The organism is Proteus sp. LHD240705, from assembly GCF_047921555.1.
Lineage (GTDB): Bacteria > Pseudomonadota > Gammaproteobacteria > Enterobacterales > Enterobacteriaceae > Proteus.
In genome coordinates this window covers 45,968-65,169 of record NZ_JBLRMI010000001.1, presented here as the reverse complement: position 1 = coordinate 65,169, position 19,202 = coordinate 45,968, and the positions used below count along the sequence as shown (strand labels likewise).

The following is a 19,202-nucleotide window of genomic DNA, read 5'->3' as shown; positions in this document are numbered from 1 at the left end:
ATAATTACTCCTTAATTACCTGTTATTGGGAGCTTTTATATTCCATGCACTCTGTTTACCAGTTTTTTCAGGCTATCGGTCTTGGTCTTATTTTGCTTTTGCCTTTAACTAATCCATTAACGACTGTTGCTCTTTGGCTTGGCCTTTCAGGCAATATGACAAAGGAACAACGTAATCAACAATCCTTAATGGCATGTGTGTATATTTTCCTTATTATGACCATCGCGTTCTATGCGGGACGGATCATAATGACAACCTTTGGTATTTCGATCCCCGGTCTTCGTATTGCAGGCGGAATGATAGTTGCCTTTATTGGCTTTAGTATGCTGTTTCCAAATACACCTAATGTCGATGATCCTATTTCAGACGATAACAATCCACATCGTAATCCCAAAGAACCTAATATTGCCTTTGTTCCTTTAGCAATGCCAAGTACAGCGGGTCCCGGAACAATTGCAATGATAATCAGTACGGCGGCTTCAATTCCCTCACGTACTGATATTGCACAATGGGTATTGTATATCGCCCCTGTGACAAGCTTCTTTTTAATTAGCGTTATTGTTTGGGTATCACTTCGTGGCTCCACCAGCATTATGAAGTATTTAGGCCACAGCGGTATTGACGCTATTTCTCGCGTAATGGGATTTTTATTAATCTGTATGGGCGTTCAGTTTATGATCAATGGCGTTCTTGAAATTATTGCTGATTTGCCTGCTTTATTAAAACAGGCTCAAGCCGCTGCTAATTTGCCAGATTAATTATCACCTGCATGGTAAGCCGCTCTCACTTTTGCTAAATAACGCGGCGCTTGAGAAGCTGGATGATTTTTTTCGACATAACGATAAAAATCATCCGCACTCATTGAATTAATTTTAGCGATGGCATTATCTCTATCTTTATCAAATGTTCTTAATAAAGCGCCTGCGCCATTTACATAAGCAAGGATAGTGGCGTAATAAAGAGTTTCAGGATCGGCAATACCAACAAGGTGACGCTCTCTTAATAATTGAATATAAGCTGTACCCAAATCGATATTAATGGCGGGATCTTTTAGTTGAGCCGTTGTTGGTTGCCCTGCCTTACCTCTATTTTGGTAAACATCTCTTCCCGCAGTTGATGCTTTAATTTGCATTAACCCAACTGCATTTGATTTGCTAATAACTTCAGGTCTAAAGTTTGATTCAACTTGGATAATCGCCTTAATTAATGTTTCATCAACATCGTAACGGCTTGATGCTTGCTGTATATGGTTATCAAAAGGTGTTGATTTCCATTGTGCCGTTGAAATTGAAGCATTATTAACGCGGTTCTCTACTGGTTTTTGGCTTAAGAATCGTGATGTTTCTTTTTGAACAGGTTGACGAACATGATCAGCACAACCAGCAAGAAGCAAAATTGCCAAAGAAAAGATGATGTTTACTTTCACGTTTTATCCTTTTGCATAAAGGGTTGTACGAAGATATATTTATATATCAATAATTTATAGATATATTATTCTATTTTCATTCAAAAATGCATGCTAAAATATGGCAAAACATGAGAAATAAATCAATCTATTACGACTTCTAGTGTGTGCGTTTTATCTCAAATTAGCTCTTCTATTATACTCTCCATACTATCCAAAAACTAACTAGATCCGAGATGAACCTCATGAAGCGAACCCAGAAAGAAAAAAAGATAATGGAATTATTTAAGCCTGAGAATCTTGCATGAGTAGCTGGTGAAATAGGCTCCCCTCCTTTTGAGGTTTCTGATGTAGCTTAATGCTTAAAGGATAGGATTCTTTTAACAAGAAAAAGATTCTCGAATCTACTTACAAAACACTAGATGGTGTTGTTAAGGATGGCTTATTAGAAAAGATATCCCGTTACGAGAGGCGACAAAACAAATACCGAGACTAAGTAATTCATCCTGATGTTCATTATGTCATTAGTCGTTATGGATTGCAGGGGGAATGCCATGTTGTGAAATATGAAAATAGCGGAGGAGATTTTATTGAAGGCGAATGTGTTAAGATTAATTAAATAACTGACTTTTTTTAGTATTCACTTAGAACAAAAAGCCTCCGTTAAGAGGCTTTCAAAACGATACTAGTTAATATTATATACGTTTGTTCATTACCACTTATCACGGTAATCAAATGCTACCTGGTAATCGTATTTATTTAGCTCAATTTTATGTTTAAGGTGCTTCTGCAGATAAGGAACCCACGCAGAAATAACATCAAAACCGCCGTTATTGATGATGTTTTCTGTCGGCTTAACGGTTTGTTCAATAACCGTATCATCATCACCCAGATCTGTTGAATATTCTTTTCCAATAAAGTCTTCCGTTTTTTTATCAAACCATTGTAAATGTACTTTCAATCCCATGATATTTATTCTCCTTACAAATATTTTTTGATATTACGTTTTGGATCAGCCGGTTTTATCTGATTACCGGTTTTCGGATCAAAGGCGCCGATATGCTGTCCGTCACTGGCTCGATACCCCTCCAGTTCACCATGCTGAGAGTCCCACTCGTAGATTTTACGGCCTTTGTCTCCGAACCAGCGCGCACGTTTACCACCTCCGCCTTGTTTAGGCGTTTTCCACTTTCCTTCTTTTAGCTCACCCAACCCTTTAATTTCTTCAGTCTTCGGTGCTGGGTGATAATCATGACCTTTTTCTCTGACACCTTGGCGTTTTTTATCCTTAGCCTCATTGACCTTATCTTCAGCTGCTTTTTTCTTGCTCTCAGCTTTTTTGCGACTCTCAACTGCTATCGCTAGCGCTTTTCTCGCTTCATTTAGCGCTATTTCAGGCTCTTTAACCTTCGCGTTATAAACTAATTTGATTGCATTGGCAGGTAATGAAGAATATTTTTTTAACCACTCATCATATTCCGCTTTTTTAGCTTCATATGTTTTTTGTAATGAGGCAACATTTACCTTTAATGTATCCTCTTTCTTCTTCGCAACGTCTAACTCAATAATAGCTTCATTTAAAGCTTGTTTTGCCGCTTCAAGAGGATAAAGCGCAATCCAATCTTTTTTCGCTTGCTCTATCAGTTTTTTTTCATCTTCTTGAGAAAGTTGCTCACTAATTGAAACATATAGAGGTTCATTATCATTACCAAAATCAACAATAGCATGATAATTTTTTAGCTCAATAGAAGGAAGATACTGTGATACTGGAGGCTGAGTATTCACTACAGTTCGTTGCTTCTTCCATTCTTTTTCTTGTTCAAGCTTAATTTTTACAGGCTTCATATTAGGAATAATTTCTGCTGTATAAATACCTTGCATTCCTGTTGGTTTAGCTTGAACAATGGGTACTGAGAGTGATCCGTTAACAGAAATAACTGTTTTCTGTTTTTGTTTAATTTCATCAAAAGCAGAAGTAATATAGGTATCAACCACAACTTGCTTTTCTTTGATAAATCTCCCTATTTCAGTAGCAATCACTGATGCTGGTAATGTCGATACCTGATAGGTCTTCTTTTCATCATAAATATGTAAAAAACCATGCTTATTTAATAATGCCATTTCCTCCTTAGTAGTCATTATATTGTTATTTGGCATTAAACCTTCAATTGCAATTCCCCATGGCGTAAAACGATTTAATAATGATGCTTTACTCACTAATTGTGCGACATTATTTTTAGCAAAATTAAACGCCGTTGTAATAGCTGTTTGAGTTGCACTTAAATTACCACTAGCAATAGTAAAATTAAGTACCCCATTTTTTAGTGGGAATAGAAATACGGTACTACCTACGGGAATAACTGAGGCGGCTTCAGGGCTCTCACTTAAATTTATATTATCGTCATAATATTCGCTATAACCTCCGCTCTCTTTCTCGTGATTTCCAGTTTCATTATCTTCTCTATCATCACGGTCATTATCAGTATATTCAGAATTATCATTTGAACTACTAATACCATCAGTGATTTCAATACGAATATCATTATCATCATAGTCACTCATATAAACTCCTTTTTATATTAGAAACACATAACACCTGTATTTAAATACAGTATAAATTATGAGGCAATAATCTTATTTCGGTTATGTTCGGAATAATCATCATTAAAAACTAACTCATCCTTAAGCTAAGTAGATTTAATCAGTTATCAATTTCTGGTGTCTTATTGGTATCATGATTTTCTTCCTTTCCTTTTTGTCTGAGTTCTTCTTCCTCTTTCTGTGCTTCTTCTATCTCACTCACAATAAGTAGCACTAAAATTAAAATCGCTCAGCATAAAAAGGTAAATTGACTAAAATAAAAACAGCCAAATTATTAAAAATAAGAAGCATTACCATTAAAATGGTGTAGAGATAATTTTTCATTAGGAGCTGGATATGACTAAAAAATATTATATTAATAATATGTTCTGGGGCTATTTTATGATGTTGGTGATGGTTTATCTTAATTATAACGATCACACTATTGAAGGTTTATTAATGCTAACTTTAAGCATACCTAGTGCAATTTTTTTTCCTTTCTCCAAAATGCTTATCGAAAAATTCGCATTAAAATATACAACAAAAAAATTCTGGAATACTGGATTATTTATAAATACACCAGCTAAGCATGGTGGAGTAGCTCTATACCACTTATTTTGTTTTATATTTTCAATTCCATTTAGCATGATATATCTAGCTTTATATTTCACAAAAAATAGGGTAAATTAAAATAGATTATCCTATTACCCTACATATTAAATACCAATCGCACCGCTGATTTTTTCAACCAAAGCGTCGTCAATCAAGGCACCAACTGTTGCAATTATGAGGGCATACCCTAAAATTCCAACAGGTCCACCAATAATTAAACTAAAGGCAAAGGCTGTCAATGCCACTGCTGCCATACCAGCAGTAATTGCAGTGGCTTTAACAAAAAATGGACGCCAATTTCCCGTTTTAACCGCTTTTTTAAATTCAACAAGTAATTCCACGGCATTAATCGCGTGATTGGTATATCCAAGCCCTTTACTAAATTTACCTAAGTTTGAAGCTAACTGTTTTGCATCAATAGATTCTAATGTTTTTATAATAGCAGCTCGATCTTTGGTATTAATTTTATTATTAATATTCTGCCCATATTTTTCATATGTACGTAAAGCATCTTCTACACTTCTGATTGTTTTCCCTTTAGATTGCTCTGCTAACTCTCTAGATAATTGTGCTGCTTTTTTACCAAATTCCTGTATCACTTTCTCGTAAAATGAAATTGTAGATTTCACCCAATTTTTAATATTATTAAACTCTTTTTCCTTCTGAGGACGCGGATCTTTATCCTTAAGTTCAATTGCAGGGAAGCCCGAATAAGCATATAAAGGCGGTAAGTTTGAATTTCTAGGAAACACAATAATTGCGTCATTAAATTGGTGTGGATATGGTGCTTCTATTCTTTTGTTTTCTACCTTATTAGGTAATTCTACTTTTTCTGGATATGAGAATTTTTTATTTTCATTTGAGTAATTTTGAATAACATTTCCTTGTAAACCAGGGCCGCTAGAGGAGCTAGTGGGTCTAAGCAAATATTCAATCCCCATATTCTTAATATCTACATGATAACTATTAGCAGCGTCATTAACTTCATATACAGGGACTTTTTTAGTCACTAAAACACTATCTGTGATGTAAGCAAAGCTTCTTTACGTAATCGATTTTCGTCAGCTTTACCAGAGAGAGAAAACAAACCTACTTTTCATGAAATAAGAAGCTTATCTGCAAGACTTTATGAAGAAGAAAAAAGCGCTGAGTTCGCTAAAAAAATATTAGGCCATAAATCCATGCAAATGACTGATAGATATTTAGATGATAGAGGTACCGGCTATACTGAATTGTGAGCTAATAGTGAGCTTTTGTGAGTGTGTAAAAGTAACTTATTGATATTCAGTGATGAATATTTAAATAACCTTTTACACAAATAGTTACGAACTATTGTTAATTTTTGTGACAAAACTCGACAATCTACTTAACATTTATTGGAATACATGTTGTTATCTTATTTCTGGTCGTTATCAAATGAAGCTTTTTACACAGAGATAACTTGACTTTTTTGAGATGATATTGATAATCATTATCAATTGAGAAAATAACTCTGCAACTATAAGGCAATAATAATATGGATATATTTCGCTCTGTAAACAAACTTTCACTTACGGCTTTATGCCTTATGGCATCCGTATTTTTAACAGCACCTACACAAGCAAAAGATAAACTAAAAGTCGTCACCACATTTACTATCATTCAAGATATCGCTCAAAATGTAGCTGGAGATGCAGCTATTGTCGAATCAATCACAAAACCTGGTGCTGAAATTCACGATTACCAACCTACTCCTAAAGATATTGTAAAAGCTCAAAAGGCTGATCTTATCTTATGGAATGGCTTAAACCTTGAACGTTGGTTTGAACGCTTTTTTAATGAGTTACGTAACGTACCTGCTGTTGTTGTCACTGAAGGCATCACACCAATGGCAATTAGTGAAGGTGCTTACAAAAACAATCCTAACCCACATGCGTGGATGTCACCGAATAATGCATTAATTTATATTGAAAATATTCGCAAGGCACTTGTTGAACACGATCCCGATAATGCGGCTATTTATAATCAAAATGCGGCACGCTACGCAGAAAAAATTAAACAGCTTGACGCACCATTAAGAGAAAGACTATCCCGTATTCCACAAGAAGCGCGTTGGTTAGTGACCAGTGAAGGTGCATTCAGCTATTTAACTAATGACTATGGCTTTAAAGAAGTTTATTTATGGCCCATCAATGCAGAAGAACAAGGCACACCACAACAGGTTAAATATGTGATTGATACCGTTAGAAAACACAAGATCCCTGTTGTCTTTAGTGAAAGTACAATTTCAGATAAGCCAGCTAAACAAGTAAGTAAAGAAACTGGCGCAAAATACGGTGGTGTTCTTTATGTTGACTCACTTTCCGCTGAAGGTGGCGAAGTTCCTACTTATATTGATTTGATTACTATTACAGTAGATACAATTGCGAAAGGATTTGGGCAATGAGCAATATAAAAGCTAATCCTACGTTGACTGTTGATAATGCCACAGTGACTTACAACAACGGTCATACGGCTATTTTCGATGCAAGTTTCTCTATCACTGGTGGCACTATTTGTGCCCTAGTGGGTATCAATGGCAGTGGTAAATCCACACTATTTAAAACCATTATGGGGCTGGTAAAGCCCTCTAAAGGAAAAGTGACGTTAAACGGTAGCCCAATCCAGCAGGCGTTAAAACAAAATATGATCGCCTATGTTCCACAAACAGAAGAAGTTGACTGGAATTTTCCCGTCCTCGTTTCTGATGTTGTAATGATGGGGCGTTATGGAAAAATGGGATTTTTTCGTATTCCTTCAAAACGTGACCATGAAGTTGTTGAAGCATCATTAGAACGCGTTGGCTTGTCAGGCTTAGGGCATCGCCAAATTGGTGAACTTTCTGGCGGTCAAAAAAAACGTGTTTTCTTAGCTCGAGCAATGGCTCAAGAAGGTACTGTTTTATTACTCGATGAACCTTTTACTGGTGTCGATGTTAAAACAGAAAATGCCATTATCGAGCTGCTACGCAATTTGCGCGAAGAAGGCCACTTAGTTTTAGTTTCAACTCATAACTTGGGAAGTGTACCTGAATTTTGTGACCACGTTATTTTAATCAATAGAACAGTGTTAGACAGTGGTCCAACTGAAACGACATTTACACAGAAAAACTTAGAGCACGCATTTGGTGGTGTGTTACGTCACATTAGCCTATCGGGTTCTGATCTTCATGATGATGACGATCCTCGTTCACTCACTGTCATTACCGATGATGAACGTGCTGCTGTCTTTTATGGTCATCAAGAAGAACACACTCCAGCGCACCAAAGCCAGCGCAAACAAGGAGATTAGCCATGCTAGATTTACTCCTACAGCCTTTTGAATATAACTATATGGTGAAAGCGATTTGGGTGAGTGCCTTAGTCGGTGCTGTCTGCGCTTTTCTTTCATCCTATCTTATTTTGAAAGGTTGGTCGTTAATGGGGGATGCCCTTTCCCACTCAGTTGTTCCCGGTGTTGCAGGGGCTTATATATTAGGTTTGCCTTATGCAGTTGGTGCTTTTTTTACGGGTTTGCTTGCCGCATTATCAATGACATTTATTCGTCATATCACACGCCTTCGTGAAGATGCCGTTATTGGTTTTATTTTCTCCACTTTTTTTGCCTTTGGTCTGTTGCTGGTTTCGCTTAAACCGACAGCCGTCAACGTTCAGACCATTATCCTCGGAAATATTTTAGGTATTGCTGATGAAGATGTATGGCAAGTTGTGATTATTACAGGTGTCTCTTTCTTAGTTTTATTTTGTATTTGGAAAGACTTGCTGGTGGTTTTTTTTGATGAAGTTCATGCAAAATCAATCGGTTTATCGCCACTAAAATTAAAAATTATCTTTTTTACTCTTTTGAGCGCATGTACTGTTGCGGCTCTTCAAACTGTTGGCGCCATTCTTGTCATTGCTATGGTAGTGACTCCTGGTGCAACGGCTTATTTACTCACAGACCAATTCAAACGACTTGCCATTATTGCTATCTGTATCGGCACAATCACAAGTGCAGTAGGTGCTTATCTTAGCTACTTCTTTAATGGTGCAACAGGTGGTGTGATTGTCACAATGCAAACATCACTCTTTTTGTTGGCTTTCTTATTTGCTCCTAAACACGGTATGTTAGCCGCTCGCCGTCGTGCTCGTCAGAGTTCACAACAGTTGATTACACAATCTCATCAGCATAAAGGATCAACAAAACCAGAAGAGGTGAAACTATGAATGAGTTGTTGGCGTTTTTCATTGAGCCTTTTCAATACCCGTTTATGCAACGCGCTATTATTGCAGCCATTATCATAGGTATCGCCTGTGCTATTTTATCTTGCTATATGGTATTAAAAGGCTGGTCTTTGATGGGAGATGCAATCTCTCACGCTGTTTTACCCGGAGTTGTTCTTGCTTATGTCACCGCAATCCCGTTAACAGTAGGCGCCTTTCTTTCAGGTCTATTTTGCTCTTTTGCCACGGGTTATTTAAAAGATCACAGTCGCATTAAAGAAGATACTGTGATGGGAATTGTGTTCTCAGGTATGTTTGCAGTGGGTTTGGTCATTTTTGCCAGTGTCGATACAGACCAACATTTAATGCATATTTTATTTGGTAATATTTTAGGCATTACACCTGATGTATTAACTCAAATTAGTATTATCTGTGTAATCACCATCACTATCATGCTTGTTAAGCAAAAAGATTTTATGCTTTATTGCTTTGATCCTAACCAAGCAAGGATTATTGGTTTACCTGTCACATTATTGCACTATGGATTGTTGTCTATTTTGGCATTAACTATTGTTGCTTCAATGCAGGCTGTTGGGATTATTTTAGTGGTCGCCATGCTTATTTCACCGGGGATCACCGCGTATTTATTAACACGCAGTTTTTCACGCATGATTATGTTAGCAATTGTATTTTCTGTCGCATCTAGCGTTATAGGAACATTTATTAGTTTCCATATTGATGGAGCAACAGGCCCATGTATTGTGCTAACGCAAGCTGTATTCTTTATTATTGCGTTACTCTGTAATCAGATAAAATTGGCAAAAATAAAGCGACAAACAAAACCCGCTAACGCCTGATAATATTCTTTATCTTAGCAAAAACGGGATAATCATCCCGTTTTTTAGCTTTATACTTTATTGGTTTAATTAAAGTGTTATTGTCATAGTATAAACATCGCTCGTTATTATTTTATTTGGGTCTACTAAGTAAACAACTTTGCGAGGTGTAAGTATGTGGCAGAATATAGGTCGTTTACTGGAATCAAACTTGGGATTTTCAGCAAAGATAAACGAAAAAATCCACCTTTCTAGTGGCGATATTCATCATACATGGAAAATTTATTATGGTGAAACGCCAGTTTTTGTGAAATCTAATTTGCGTGAATTTCTGCCTAATTTTAAAAATGAAGCAGAACAACTCGAAATGTTGGCAAAAAGTCAAACCATTCGAACACCTCGGGTTCTTGGTATCGGTAATAGTAAAGATGCCAGTTTTCTACTCCTTGAATTTTTACCTGTTCAACCATTTACACCTCATAGCGCCTACTGTTTTGGACAACAACTAGCAAGACTACATCAGTGGGAAGATCAACCTAGCTATGGCTTTGATTTCGACACCCAAATCGATACAACACCTCAACTCAATAGCTGGGAAAAACGCTGGAATCACTTTTATTCTGAAAAACGTATTGGTTTTCAGCTACAACTAGCTTCCGAGAAAGGCATGATTTTTGGGGATATCGACGAGATAATTCAAATCATCAATCATCGCCTTGCTGATCATAATCCACAACCCTCTCTGCTTCACGGCAACTTATGGCCTAAAAACTGTGCTGCGATTGGTCAATCAGAAGGTACAGTATTCGATCCTGCTTGTTATTGGGGTGATCGAGAGTGTGATATCGCGATGTTACCACTTTGCACAGCAGTGCCTGCAAATATTTTCGATGGTTATCAAAGCGTTTGGCCATTATCAGATAAGTTTTTATCACGTCAGCCTATTTACCAACTCTATTTCTTCCTCAACCGTTGTAATTTATTTGGGGGCGAAGAAAATTATTTAGAAGTCAGAAAAATAATTGATGACCTATTAGCAACACCTTAATAGGAAAAGAGTGAAATAGCTCTGAGATTAAGATACGTAAACTAAAAAATATAACCTCGCCAGATTCAGTTGTGCGAGGTTTATTTTTCCCTTCAGTTAATATCAATGAACCGTCCTCGTTCACTTTAAAGCAGTATTACCATCCTAAAAATTTCATCAAGAAATAACCTATTGCAATAACAACTAAAGGTGACAGATAAAGCACCATAATTTGAGTAAAGATAGTATGTCGCGGTAATTTGATATTTTGTTGCAACTCCTCAGCCGTCACACCACTTTTCATTGCGCGTTCGATAATAAGCTGATCTTGTATATTTTCTTTCAAATATTTCACTTGGCGATAAATTCGTAATCCTGATGCGCTGAATGCTAAGCCAATAAACATAAAAAGAAAAATGACAAAAAAAGTGATATTTTCTTGGCTAAACCCCATTTGAGTATTAGGGATAGGTGAATTTCTCCAGAAAAAACCTAAAAAAGGTGTGTTAAATTGCACCATTTCCGCTAATACACGAAAAAAGTCATTAATTACGGCATTTACACCATCACCACTTGGGCGTTGTATTGCAGCCAACCCTGTCAATGATACGGCTGTCGAAATAAAGGCAGGAATAAAAATAAGCCAGCCAAGTACACGCTTTAAAATGGCATACAATCCTGCATATTGATAACTCATCACATCCTCACTAGTAGAATTCGTCAATATTTATCTGTTTTGTTTATCGTAGTCTAATTAACGGCTAATACGACAATAAATTAATAGTAGCTATTCTCTCTATTTATTTTACAAAATAAATAAGAAACTGATTAAAAAGATTTTCCTTGTAACTCTTGCTACAATCGCCACTCGACAACATAGACCTTATTTATGGAGAGTAACATGTCTTTTAAATTCCCTATTGAAGCTGCAATATTTGATATGGATGGTTTATTAATCGACTCTGAACCATTTTGGCAGCAAGCAGAACATGAGGTCTTTGCTGAATTAGGCGTCGATTTATCCCTTGCATCGGCAATGCCCGATATGGTTGGGTTAAGAATAAATGAAGTCATTGATTTATGGTATAGAGCATCACCTTGGCAAGACGTTTCAAAACAAGAAGCAAAACAAAAAATGGTTTCTCGTGTTGTCAAATTGGTTGAAGAAACAAAGCCACTATTACCGGGTGTTGAATATGCCTTAGAGCTTTGCAAATCATCGGGGTTAAAAATTGCACTTGCTTCAGCATCTCCTGATTTTATGCTTGAGCGTGTACTTGAGTTGTTTAATATTCGTCATTACTTCTCAGCCGTCGTGTCTGCTGATGAATTACCACACAGCAAACCACACCCTGAGGTTTATCTAAACGCAGCTAAAGCACTTAATCTTGATCCTATCCACTGTGTCTCATTAGAAGATTCTCGCAATGGTATGATTGCTTGTAAAGGCGCAAGAATGCGCTCTATCGTTGTACCAGCAACAGAACAATTTAATGATAAACAATGGGGCTTAGCTGATGTAAAAATTGCATCACTCAATGAGCTAACACAACTGCATTTATTAGGCTAATTTCCATAAATAAAAAGGATATCTTGCCTTGTCAGATATCCTTTTTGTTCTATTTTTAATGTTTATCGCCTCGCGAGCCATTTTCTACTTTTAAGTATTCCTTTTATATATTTTGCTTACTGCCATTCGCTGTTATCTCACTTTTTAGTTTCTTATCCTAAATTCGATCATTTTTAAATCAATCAAATAAAATATCCCCGTTATTCCTTAATATTTAAGACAATTTTTATCTTTTTTGTCTGTTAGTTATCGTCAAAACCTTTTATACTTCATTACTGTATAAATGAACAGCAAACGAACAGATATGGAATGACAGCAGAAGGACATCTACTTTTTTCTGTGGCAACACTTGTGTTAGCACAGAAGCTTGAAATAACGCCAGCTCTTGCTGATGGTGATTGGTTTCACATGATCCCTGCTGTCTTATTAGGCTCACTTCTACCTGATTTAGATCATCCTGGCTCTATTCTCGGACGATTATTCCGTATTATTTCTCTGCCGCTATCAAAGCTCTGTGGTCATCGAGGTTTTACGCATAGTTTACTTGCGTTTTGTGGTTTAGCTATTTTGTGGGAAACCCAAGTTTCACCACGTTGGGATATTTCTGCCGATATCTTCCATGCCCTTTTATTGGGTTATCTTAGTCATCTCATTGCAGATATGTTAACTCCCGCTGGCGTTCCTTTCTTGTGGCCTTTGAAAATACGTTTTGCATTACCTATTTTAGGTAAAAAGAATAATAAAAAAGGCGAGAGATTTATCTCTGTTTTGATCCTTGTTGGCGCACTTTTTTTACCTCCACACCTTACTGTTACACTGCCTTCGCAAGTCAACAACTGGTTACAGATGTACCACGATAAGCGCACTAATTTTTAACACCCCCTGACAAAACCCTACATTTTTCTATTTATTTATAAATTCTTACATCTTTTTATGCCTACTTTCCTTGTTTTTATAACCAAACGATTATATAAAATAATAATTAATTATAAAAAGTTATTAACAATCCTGTTACCATATAACGAATTGATGCTGTTATATCCTTTCTTATTACCTAAGAACTCATATCGCATCCAATCGTTGAAATTATATAAATAAAGATCTCGTTGGAGAGTTAAGATGAATTTTCCGTTAATCATTAACGTACTCGTCTTTGTTGTGCTATTACTCATCTTGGCTAAATTAAGTCAACGTCAGTGGAGCCTTTCAAAGAAAGTTCTTGTTGGTTTAGTTTTTGGTGTCGCTTTTGGACTAGCACTACACGCATTTTATGACTCACACGATCCTATTATTAAAGAATCTATTCTTTGGTTTAATATCGTGGGCAATGGCTATGTACAGCTGTTACAAATGATCATTATGCCATTAGTATTTGCCTCTATTCTTAGTGCTGTAGCTCGTTTGCATCAAGCATCATCACTAGGAAAAATCAGTGGCCTAACTATTGGTACACTGTTATTTACCACCGCTATTTCTGCCTTAATCGGTATTGTTATTGCTAACCTATTTGGCTTAACAGCAGAAGGCTTAGTACAAGGTGAACAAGAATCACAGCGCTTAATTGCGCTTGAACAAAATTACATGGGCAAAGTTTCTGACTTAACGATGCCACAGCTTATTTTGTCATTTATTCCTAAAAATCCATTTGCTGATTTAACAGGTGCAAGCTCAACATCGATTATTAGCGTTGTTATCTTTGCAACTTTCTTAGGCATGGCTGCATTGAAATTACTCAAAGAAGACCAGCCTCGTGGTGAGAAAGTTTTAGCCGCGATTGATTGCCTACAATCATGGATCATGAAGCTGGTTCGCATTGTTATGATGCTAACACCTTATGGTGTAATGGCTCTGATGACTAAGGTTGTTGCAAGCTCAAATATGCACGATATCATTCAATTAGGAAGCTTTGTTGTTGCCTCTTATGTTGCTATTGGCTTAATGTTTGTTGTTCATGGATTACTGGTCAGCTTCACGGGTTTAAACCCTATTAAATTCTTCAAAAAAGCGGGACCTTTATTAGCATTTGCATTTACAAGCCGCTCAAGTGCTGCAAGTATTCCGTTAAATATTGAAACTCAAATTAAACGTGTTGGTGTACCTGAATCTATCGCAAGCTTCTCATCGTCTTTTGGTACAACCATTGGTCAAAATGGTTGTGCGGGTATTTACCCTGCGATGTTAGCTGTCATGGTTGCGCCTACCGTGGGAATTAACCCATTAGATCCAATGTGGATCGCAACTTTAGTGGCTATCGTGACTGTTAGTTCTGCTGGTGTTGCTGGCGTGGGTGGTGGTGCAACATTTGCAGCCCTTATCGTTTTACCTGCAATGGGCTTACCAGTGACATTAGTTGCTCTGTTAATCTCAGTAGAGCCGTTAATTGATATGGGACGTACAGCATTAAACGTTAGTGGCTCAATGACAGCGGGTACAATCACCAGTCAAATTATGGGACAAACGGACAAAGCAGTCTTCAACCAAGATGAAGAAACTGAACTTACCGTAAAATAAACGTTATCTACCTCTATTGATAAAGCCAGTTCATTTGAACTGGCTTTTTTTTGTATCTATATTAAGTTACCTATCTTCTATCTATGCAATTCACCAATATCAATAAAAAACCTATAAATATAACAAGGTAAAATCGTGCAAAAAATTATGCGAGTTTTACGTAAACTCTATAAATATGAAAATAGCCAATATGATCCAGAACGCCAAGTTTCACTGTATCCCCTTGATGTTCTTTCAGACAAAGAACAAACCTTGTTATCTGAGGCCAATTGGCAACCTAATATCATAGAAAAATTTGCTGATCACACTGATGTTATTTCGAAATTAAATAGCTTAAAGAATGATCCATTACTCACCCAAAAGCGTTGCTTAGATGCTTTTGTTTCGGGTGTTGGAGGCAGTTATCTTAGAGGTCGTTCTGTTCTAGGGGCTTTTCATAAATTACAAAATCTGCCATTACATAATTATGAAGAAAAACCTCAATATGCCTGCTGTTGGGTTTGTAGTGATGGGGATCAGCAAAAACATATTAATGACAGCTATTTTCAATATTGCCTCTATTACGGTAATTCTTATACGGGCAATCCTTCCTATGCTTACTTGAATTTAAAACATCTACTGACCGTCGCTCCAGTCAGTCCAACACTCGCAGATAAAGAGATCTTTAAGCAATTACTCCATTTATTACGCCAAGCTCCTGAAGATGAAACTCCGGGTAAGTTTGAAAAGCGGTTAAATGAAGCTAAATTAATTTCTGGTGATAAATATACCAAACGAGGTATTTTGCACTCACTTGCCTTAGTTGGTGTTATTCCCAATGCCTATATTCCATTATCTTTGGATCATTGGGCTAATTTCGGCGATATTACCATTGCAGAAAATCAACTTAATAACACAAAAGGTCGCTCTGATATGGAAATGCCGTGGGCGGGCTGGAAAGGCAGTCTTAAAATTGATGAGGAAAAAATGGTGACATACTTTGGCGAGTATTTAGATTAAAGCCCTATTCTTCACAAATAGAAAGCGCCCAATATTTTCATATTGAGCGCTTTAATTTTTTGAGAGTTGGCGATTAAACTCTCAATCTTATTTCAGATACTCACCATTGCGCAGTGCTTCAATACGCTTATCTAATGGCGGGTGAGATAAAAATAACTCGCTGAATGACTTATTACGGCCATTAATACAGAAAGCCATCATGCTACTTTCTTCTTGCGGCTCGTAACTCGTTTTCAAACGTTGTAATGCAGCTATCATTTTCTCAGGGCCAACAAGCTTTGCAGAACCAGCATCCGCATGGAATTCACGATAACGAGAGAACCACATTGTAATAATGCTGGCAAGAATACCGAATACAATTTCCAGAACCATTGAAACTCCCATATAGACCCATGGGTTTCCATTGCTATTTTCACTCTCTTCATCATTAGAAATAAAGTTAGCAACAAATTGAGCGATGATACGAGAAATAAAGATAACGAAGGTATTCACAACACCTTGCAGCAAGGTCATGGTTATCATATCACCATTAGCAACATGGCTAATTTCGTGGGCAATAACCGCTTCTGCTTCATCACGGCTCATACTAGCTAACAAACCAGTACTCACGGCCACCAGCGAAGCATCACGACGAGCACCTGTCGCGAACGCATTAATATCAGGTGCGTCATAAATTGCTACTTGTGGCATTTTAATACCGACTTGTTCAGATTGTCGTCTTACCGTATCTAATAACCAACGCTCTACTTCTGAAGTTGGGTTTTCAATAACTTGACCACCCACTGAACGTAATGCCATCCATTTTGACATTAATAGTGAAATGAATGCACCACCAAAGCCAAATAAGCCCGCCATGATCATCAAGCCTTGAACACTACGACCTTGTATACCTGTTAAAGATAAGATGATCCCAAAAACAAACATAACGGCTAAGTTTGTTAACAGGAATAAAGCAATTCTCATCATATTGATACTGTTCCTATTTTATCTAATTATCACATTGCTAAAGCTGTCTTATAAATAAGGCTTTTTCAGATTTTATCAAGCCTTTTAACTTATTTAATATTAAAAACGATATAACTTTACATTTTGATAAAAAAATAGCCAGTGAACACCTAATATTAGGCATCATTTAAAACTTAAATATAAAGTGTGATTGATAATAGATGATATGAATTTTCTGTTTTGTCGAACGGAAGGAATTTATTTAAGAAAGGCTTGTATTGTTTAATATCATAACAATGGGTTTACCATAAAAAAACAGCGCAAGTTGGCATATAGACGCCATCTTTTACGATAATCGATAGAGCAGCTATCTCTGTATTTTTATGCACGACTCACAATGTATGCAAGTCGTGCATCTGATACGAGCAATAAACTCAATTAACGCTATAGATTACATTTTAAAACGATATGTTGTTGTCATAGAGCCAGACAATGAGTGAGCTCGTTGTGAGTGACCATCATAAAGTTTTGGTGTGGTATAGTCGTTTTCTTGCTGGTGGTGCCAGCCAATACCACCGCTTAAAGAAACAGAAAGATTTGCGGTTGGTTTCCAGTAGCTAAATAAACCAAACTGTCCTTGTTTTAATCTTTCGCCAGAATAGCTGAATTCACTATAGTTGGTACGCGCGCCAATAGACAGCTCTTTGCTAACTCTGTATTCAGCTTCCAATGCACCCATAACCTCACCATCACGTACATAGTCGATATCTGCGTAAGCTGGTGAGTTAAAGCGTCCACGGGTATTACCAATTGGGTTACGAGCAAATTGACCAACACCATTAGCTTTTTCTGCATCGGTATACGTCACGCCTGTACGTAATGTCCATGGTGACTCAGGAATACGCCATTCCATAGTACCTGCAAAGTGCCATGCGTCATTATCAAAGTTACGTTTACCCTTATTGGCATCACTTAATGTACGTTTACCATCACTGCCGTAATCATGATAATAAACAACACCACCAACAGTAACATCTGAGGTTAATTTATATTTTGCTTCTAAACCATGTTGACGGAATACATCATCCGCTTGACCATAGAAATAAAATACTTTTAACGGTTTGGAGTTGTAGTTAATGCCACCCGTAAGAACATGATCGATATTATGTCTAACACCATTACCATCACTGAAATACATTCTGTCGATATTTGGGCTATCACGACGCATTACTTTTCCGTCAAGGAATAGTAAATCTAAGCTCCAGTCGCCCATTGCTGTATTAGTTGCATAACCATTGTAGCTGTTTAATGATAAACGCTGTGAGTTTGTAAAAATACCGGTATTTTTCAGTGTAAACCACCCTGCTTTACCGTTAATTAATACAGGATCTAAATCGAATTTAACTTTTGCAAAACGTTGACCAATTTTGTTATAGCCTTTTGCATCGCCATCATCATTATATAAAATTGCACGAGAGGCGAAGTCTTTACTTGCACCTAATTTGATACCACCATAATAAGAGACATCAAATCCTAGAATGCCACCTAAATAACCTGATCTGAAATCAGCTTGGAAGTTTTGCCCCCAAGCATTAGCAACTTGCTTTCTGTAGCGTTGCTCTTCTTTATCAAAACGGTTTTCAGTTTTCAAGTATTTCCACATATTGATTGTAGAAAGTTCAAGTTCTGAATCTGAAATAAACGCGCTTTCTTTAATTGAGTCTTCCCAATTCGCAGCATTAGCAGCGCTTACCGCTAAGAAGCAAGGTGACAACATAAACAATACTATTTTTTTTACTTTCATTTAAATGCAACCTGGTTAATAAATATTTGAATTAAGTTATACTGACTTATATTCAGCAAGTTTAATAAAACACCATTTCTTTATTTAGCTAAAAAATAACCTTTGATTAAATTTATAGTTGCACCATTTTCAAGCAATAGAGTCATTTTTTGGCGTAAAAAATCCAATATGGATATCTCACCATATTTATATTCACTTATTTTTTTGCAATAAAATCCTATAAGCAAATTATAGATTATTTGCCTTTAGTCATTATCCCTTACGTAGAGAACCTTACTCTGAAAATATATTATTTTAGTTATGATATGTTGCTCTAAAAATATATTTTTGAACTTATAGAATAAAGATAACTCATCATTTAGGTAAGATTTTAGCTAACGCGTCAATATCCAAAAATGACGCAAATATTTCATAATCTGTATACTATAGTAATCTTATGTCAATTTTAGAGATCATTGTCACAACATGTTACATTTATTACAATAGATATGCCTTCAAATGAGATCTTAATCACAATAAATAATCCCTTTATCTTTTCATTCCACTTATTAGATAAGAAACTCACTTCTTATCTAAAAATTAACCTAGTATTCTCTCTATAGCTTACAAAACTTATTCAAGATATATTTCGAATTAAAAATTAAGTGACATAAAGTAAAATTTAAATATCCATTTATTAATAATTATTTATAT

General features: G+C 36.4%; 19 protein-coding genes. 12 read left to right on the top strand and 7 right to left on the bottom strand.

Annotated elements, in window-relative coordinates:
• The first annotated feature begins 44 nt into the window (after window positions 1–44).
• Window positions 45–758 (top strand): MarC family NAAT transporter, encoded by a 714-nt coding sequence (locus tag ACNART_RS00355; protein WP_099075216.1) that lies wholly within the window; start codon window positions 45–47, stop codon window positions 756–758.
• On the opposite strand, the gene ACNART_RS00350 is transcribed toward ACNART_RS00355, so the two are convergent.
• The 3 genes from ACNART_RS00350 to ACNART_RS00340 all read right to left on the bottom strand — a co-directional run bounded on the left by ACNART_RS00350 (window position 755) and on the right by ACNART_RS00340 (window position 3,967).
• Window positions 755–1,426, bottom strand: coding sequence for a transglycosylase SLT domain-containing protein (locus ACNART_RS00350; RefSeq protein ID WP_349443035.1), 672 nt, complete (start codon window positions 1,424–1,426; stop codon window positions 755–757). The genes ACNART_RS00355 and ACNART_RS00350 overlap by 4 nt on opposite strands.
• A 691-nt stretch (window positions 1,427–2,117) precedes the next feature.
• Window positions 2,118–2,372: a colicin E3-like toxin immunity protein gene (locus tag ACNART_RS00345; RefSeq protein ID WP_198625553.1), complete on the bottom strand. Its 255-nt coding sequence runs from the start codon at window positions 2,370–2,372 to the stop codon at window positions 2,118–2,120.
• A gap of 14 nt (window positions 2,373–2,386) precedes the next feature.
• Complete coding sequence (locus ACNART_RS00340) at window positions 2,387–3,967, bottom strand: colicin E3/pyocin S6 family cytotoxin (protein ID WP_349443036.1); 1,581 nt, start codon at window positions 3,965–3,967, stop codon at window positions 2,387–2,389.
• 375 nt (window positions 3,968–4,342) lie between these two features.
• On the opposite strand from ACNART_RS00340, the gene ACNART_RS00335 reads away from it, so the two are divergent.
• Window positions 4,343–4,675, top strand: a complete 333-nt coding sequence (locus ACNART_RS00335; RefSeq protein ID WP_232805390.1) for a colicin E1 immunity protein — start codon at window positions 4,343–4,345, stop codon at window positions 4,673–4,675.
• Window positions 4,676–4,701: 26 nt separating this feature from the next.
• Here the strand turns inward: ACNART_RS00335 and ACNART_RS00330 are convergent, their stop codons facing one another.
• On the bottom strand, window positions 4,702–5,625 hold the full coding sequence (locus ACNART_RS00330; RefSeq protein WP_311748540.1) for a colicin-like pore-forming protein: 924 nt from the start codon (window positions 5,623–5,625) through the stop codon (window positions 4,702–4,704).
• Here ACNART_RS00330 and ACNART_RS00325 point away from each other — a divergent pair.
• The 6 genes from ACNART_RS00325 to ACNART_RS00300 all read left to right on the top strand — a co-directional run bounded on the left by ACNART_RS00325 (window position 5,617) and on the right by ACNART_RS00300 (window position 10,701).
• The gene (locus tag ACNART_RS00325; protein WP_311747406.1) at window positions 5,617–5,835 is read left to right on the top strand and encodes a tyrosine-type recombinase/integrase; all 219 of its coding nucleotides are present in this window, start codon (window positions 5,617–5,619) and stop codon (window positions 5,833–5,835) included. The two genes, ACNART_RS00330 and ACNART_RS00325, sit on opposite strands and share 9 nt — an antisense overlap.
• Window positions 5,836–6,164: 329 nt before the next feature.
• Window positions 6,165–7,022 carry a metal ABC transporter substrate-binding protein gene (locus ACNART_RS00320; RefSeq protein ID WP_232806254.1) on the top strand — a complete coding sequence of 286 codons (858 nt, stop codon included), beginning with the start codon at window positions 6,165–6,167 and terminating at the stop codon, window positions 7,020–7,022.
• Window positions 7,019–7,906 (top strand): manganese/iron ABC transporter ATP-binding protein, encoded by an 888-nt coding sequence (locus ACNART_RS00315; RefSeq protein ID WP_006537128.1) that lies wholly within the window; start codon window positions 7,019–7,021, stop codon window positions 7,904–7,906. Before ACNART_RS00320 ends, ACNART_RS00315 begins: the two co-directional genes overlap by 4 nt.
• A 2-nt stretch (window positions 7,907–7,908) precedes the next feature.
• Window positions 7,909–8,820 carry a metal ABC transporter permease gene (locus ACNART_RS00310; protein ID WP_099073583.1) on the top strand — a complete coding sequence of 304 codons (912 nt, stop codon included), beginning with the start codon at window positions 7,909–7,911 and terminating at the stop codon, window positions 8,818–8,820.
• Window positions 8,817–9,674, top strand: a complete 858-nt coding sequence (locus ACNART_RS00305; protein ID WP_198619644.1) for a metal ABC transporter permease — start codon at window positions 8,817–8,819, stop codon at window positions 9,672–9,674. The genes ACNART_RS00310 and ACNART_RS00305 overlap by 4 nt, the downstream gene beginning before the upstream one ends.
• A gap of 154 nt (window positions 9,675–9,828) precedes the next feature.
• Window positions 9,829–10,701 carry a fructosamine kinase family protein gene (locus ACNART_RS00300; RefSeq protein WP_109372525.1) on the top strand — a complete coding sequence of 291 codons (873 nt, stop codon included), beginning with the start codon at window positions 9,829–9,831 and terminating at the stop codon, window positions 10,699–10,701.
• 136 nt (window positions 10,702–10,837) lie between these two features.
• Here the strand turns inward: ACNART_RS00300 and ACNART_RS00295 are convergent, their stop codons facing one another.
• Entirely contained in the window at window positions 10,838–11,377 is a 540-nt protein-coding gene (locus ACNART_RS00295; protein WP_109372526.1) for a YniB family protein, read from the bottom strand.
• 204 nt (window positions 11,378–11,581) lie between these two features.
• Here ACNART_RS00295 and hxpB point away from each other — a divergent pair, with 204 nt between their 5' ends.
• The 4 genes from hxpB to ACNART_RS00275 all read left to right on the top strand — a co-directional run bounded on the left by hxpB (window position 11,582) and on the right by ACNART_RS00275 (window position 15,760).
• A complete protein-coding gene (gene hxpB / locus ACNART_RS00290; protein WP_198625548.1) occupies window positions 11,582–12,250 on the top strand; it encodes a hexitol phosphatase HxpB in 669 nt (222 codons plus the stop codon).
• Window positions 12,251–12,559: 309 nt separating this feature from the next.
• The gene (locus ACNART_RS00285) at window positions 12,560–13,126 is read left to right on the top strand and encodes a metal-dependent hydrolase (protein WP_198619647.1); all 567 of its coding nucleotides are present in this window, start codon (window positions 12,560–12,562) and stop codon (window positions 13,124–13,126) included.
• Between the two features lie 243 nt (window positions 13,127–13,369).
• Window positions 13,370–14,761, top strand: a complete 1,392-nt coding sequence (locus ACNART_RS00280; protein ID WP_198619648.1) for an L-cystine transporter — start codon at window positions 13,370–13,372, stop codon at window positions 14,759–14,761.
• A 135-nt stretch (window positions 14,762–14,896) separates the two neighbouring features.
• The gene (locus ACNART_RS00275) at window positions 14,897–15,760 is read left to right on the top strand and encodes a hypothetical protein (protein WP_368926832.1); all 864 of its coding nucleotides are present in this window, start codon (window positions 14,897–14,899) and stop codon (window positions 15,758–15,760) included.
• Between the two features lie 87 nt (window positions 15,761–15,847).
• Here ACNART_RS00275 and htpX read toward each other — a convergent pair whose 3' ends face one another.
• The gene (gene htpX, locus ACNART_RS00270; RefSeq protein ID WP_368926834.1) at window positions 15,848–16,726 is read right to left on the bottom strand and encodes a protease HtpX; all 879 of its coding nucleotides are present in this window, start codon (window positions 16,724–16,726) and stop codon (window positions 15,848–15,850) included.
• 430 nt (window positions 16,727–17,156) lie between these two features.
• A complete protein-coding gene (locus ACNART_RS00265; protein ID WP_198619649.1) occupies window positions 17,157–18,509 on the bottom strand; it encodes an OprD family outer membrane porin in 1,353 nt (450 codons plus the stop codon).
• Window positions 18,510–19,202 lie beyond the last annotated feature (693 nt).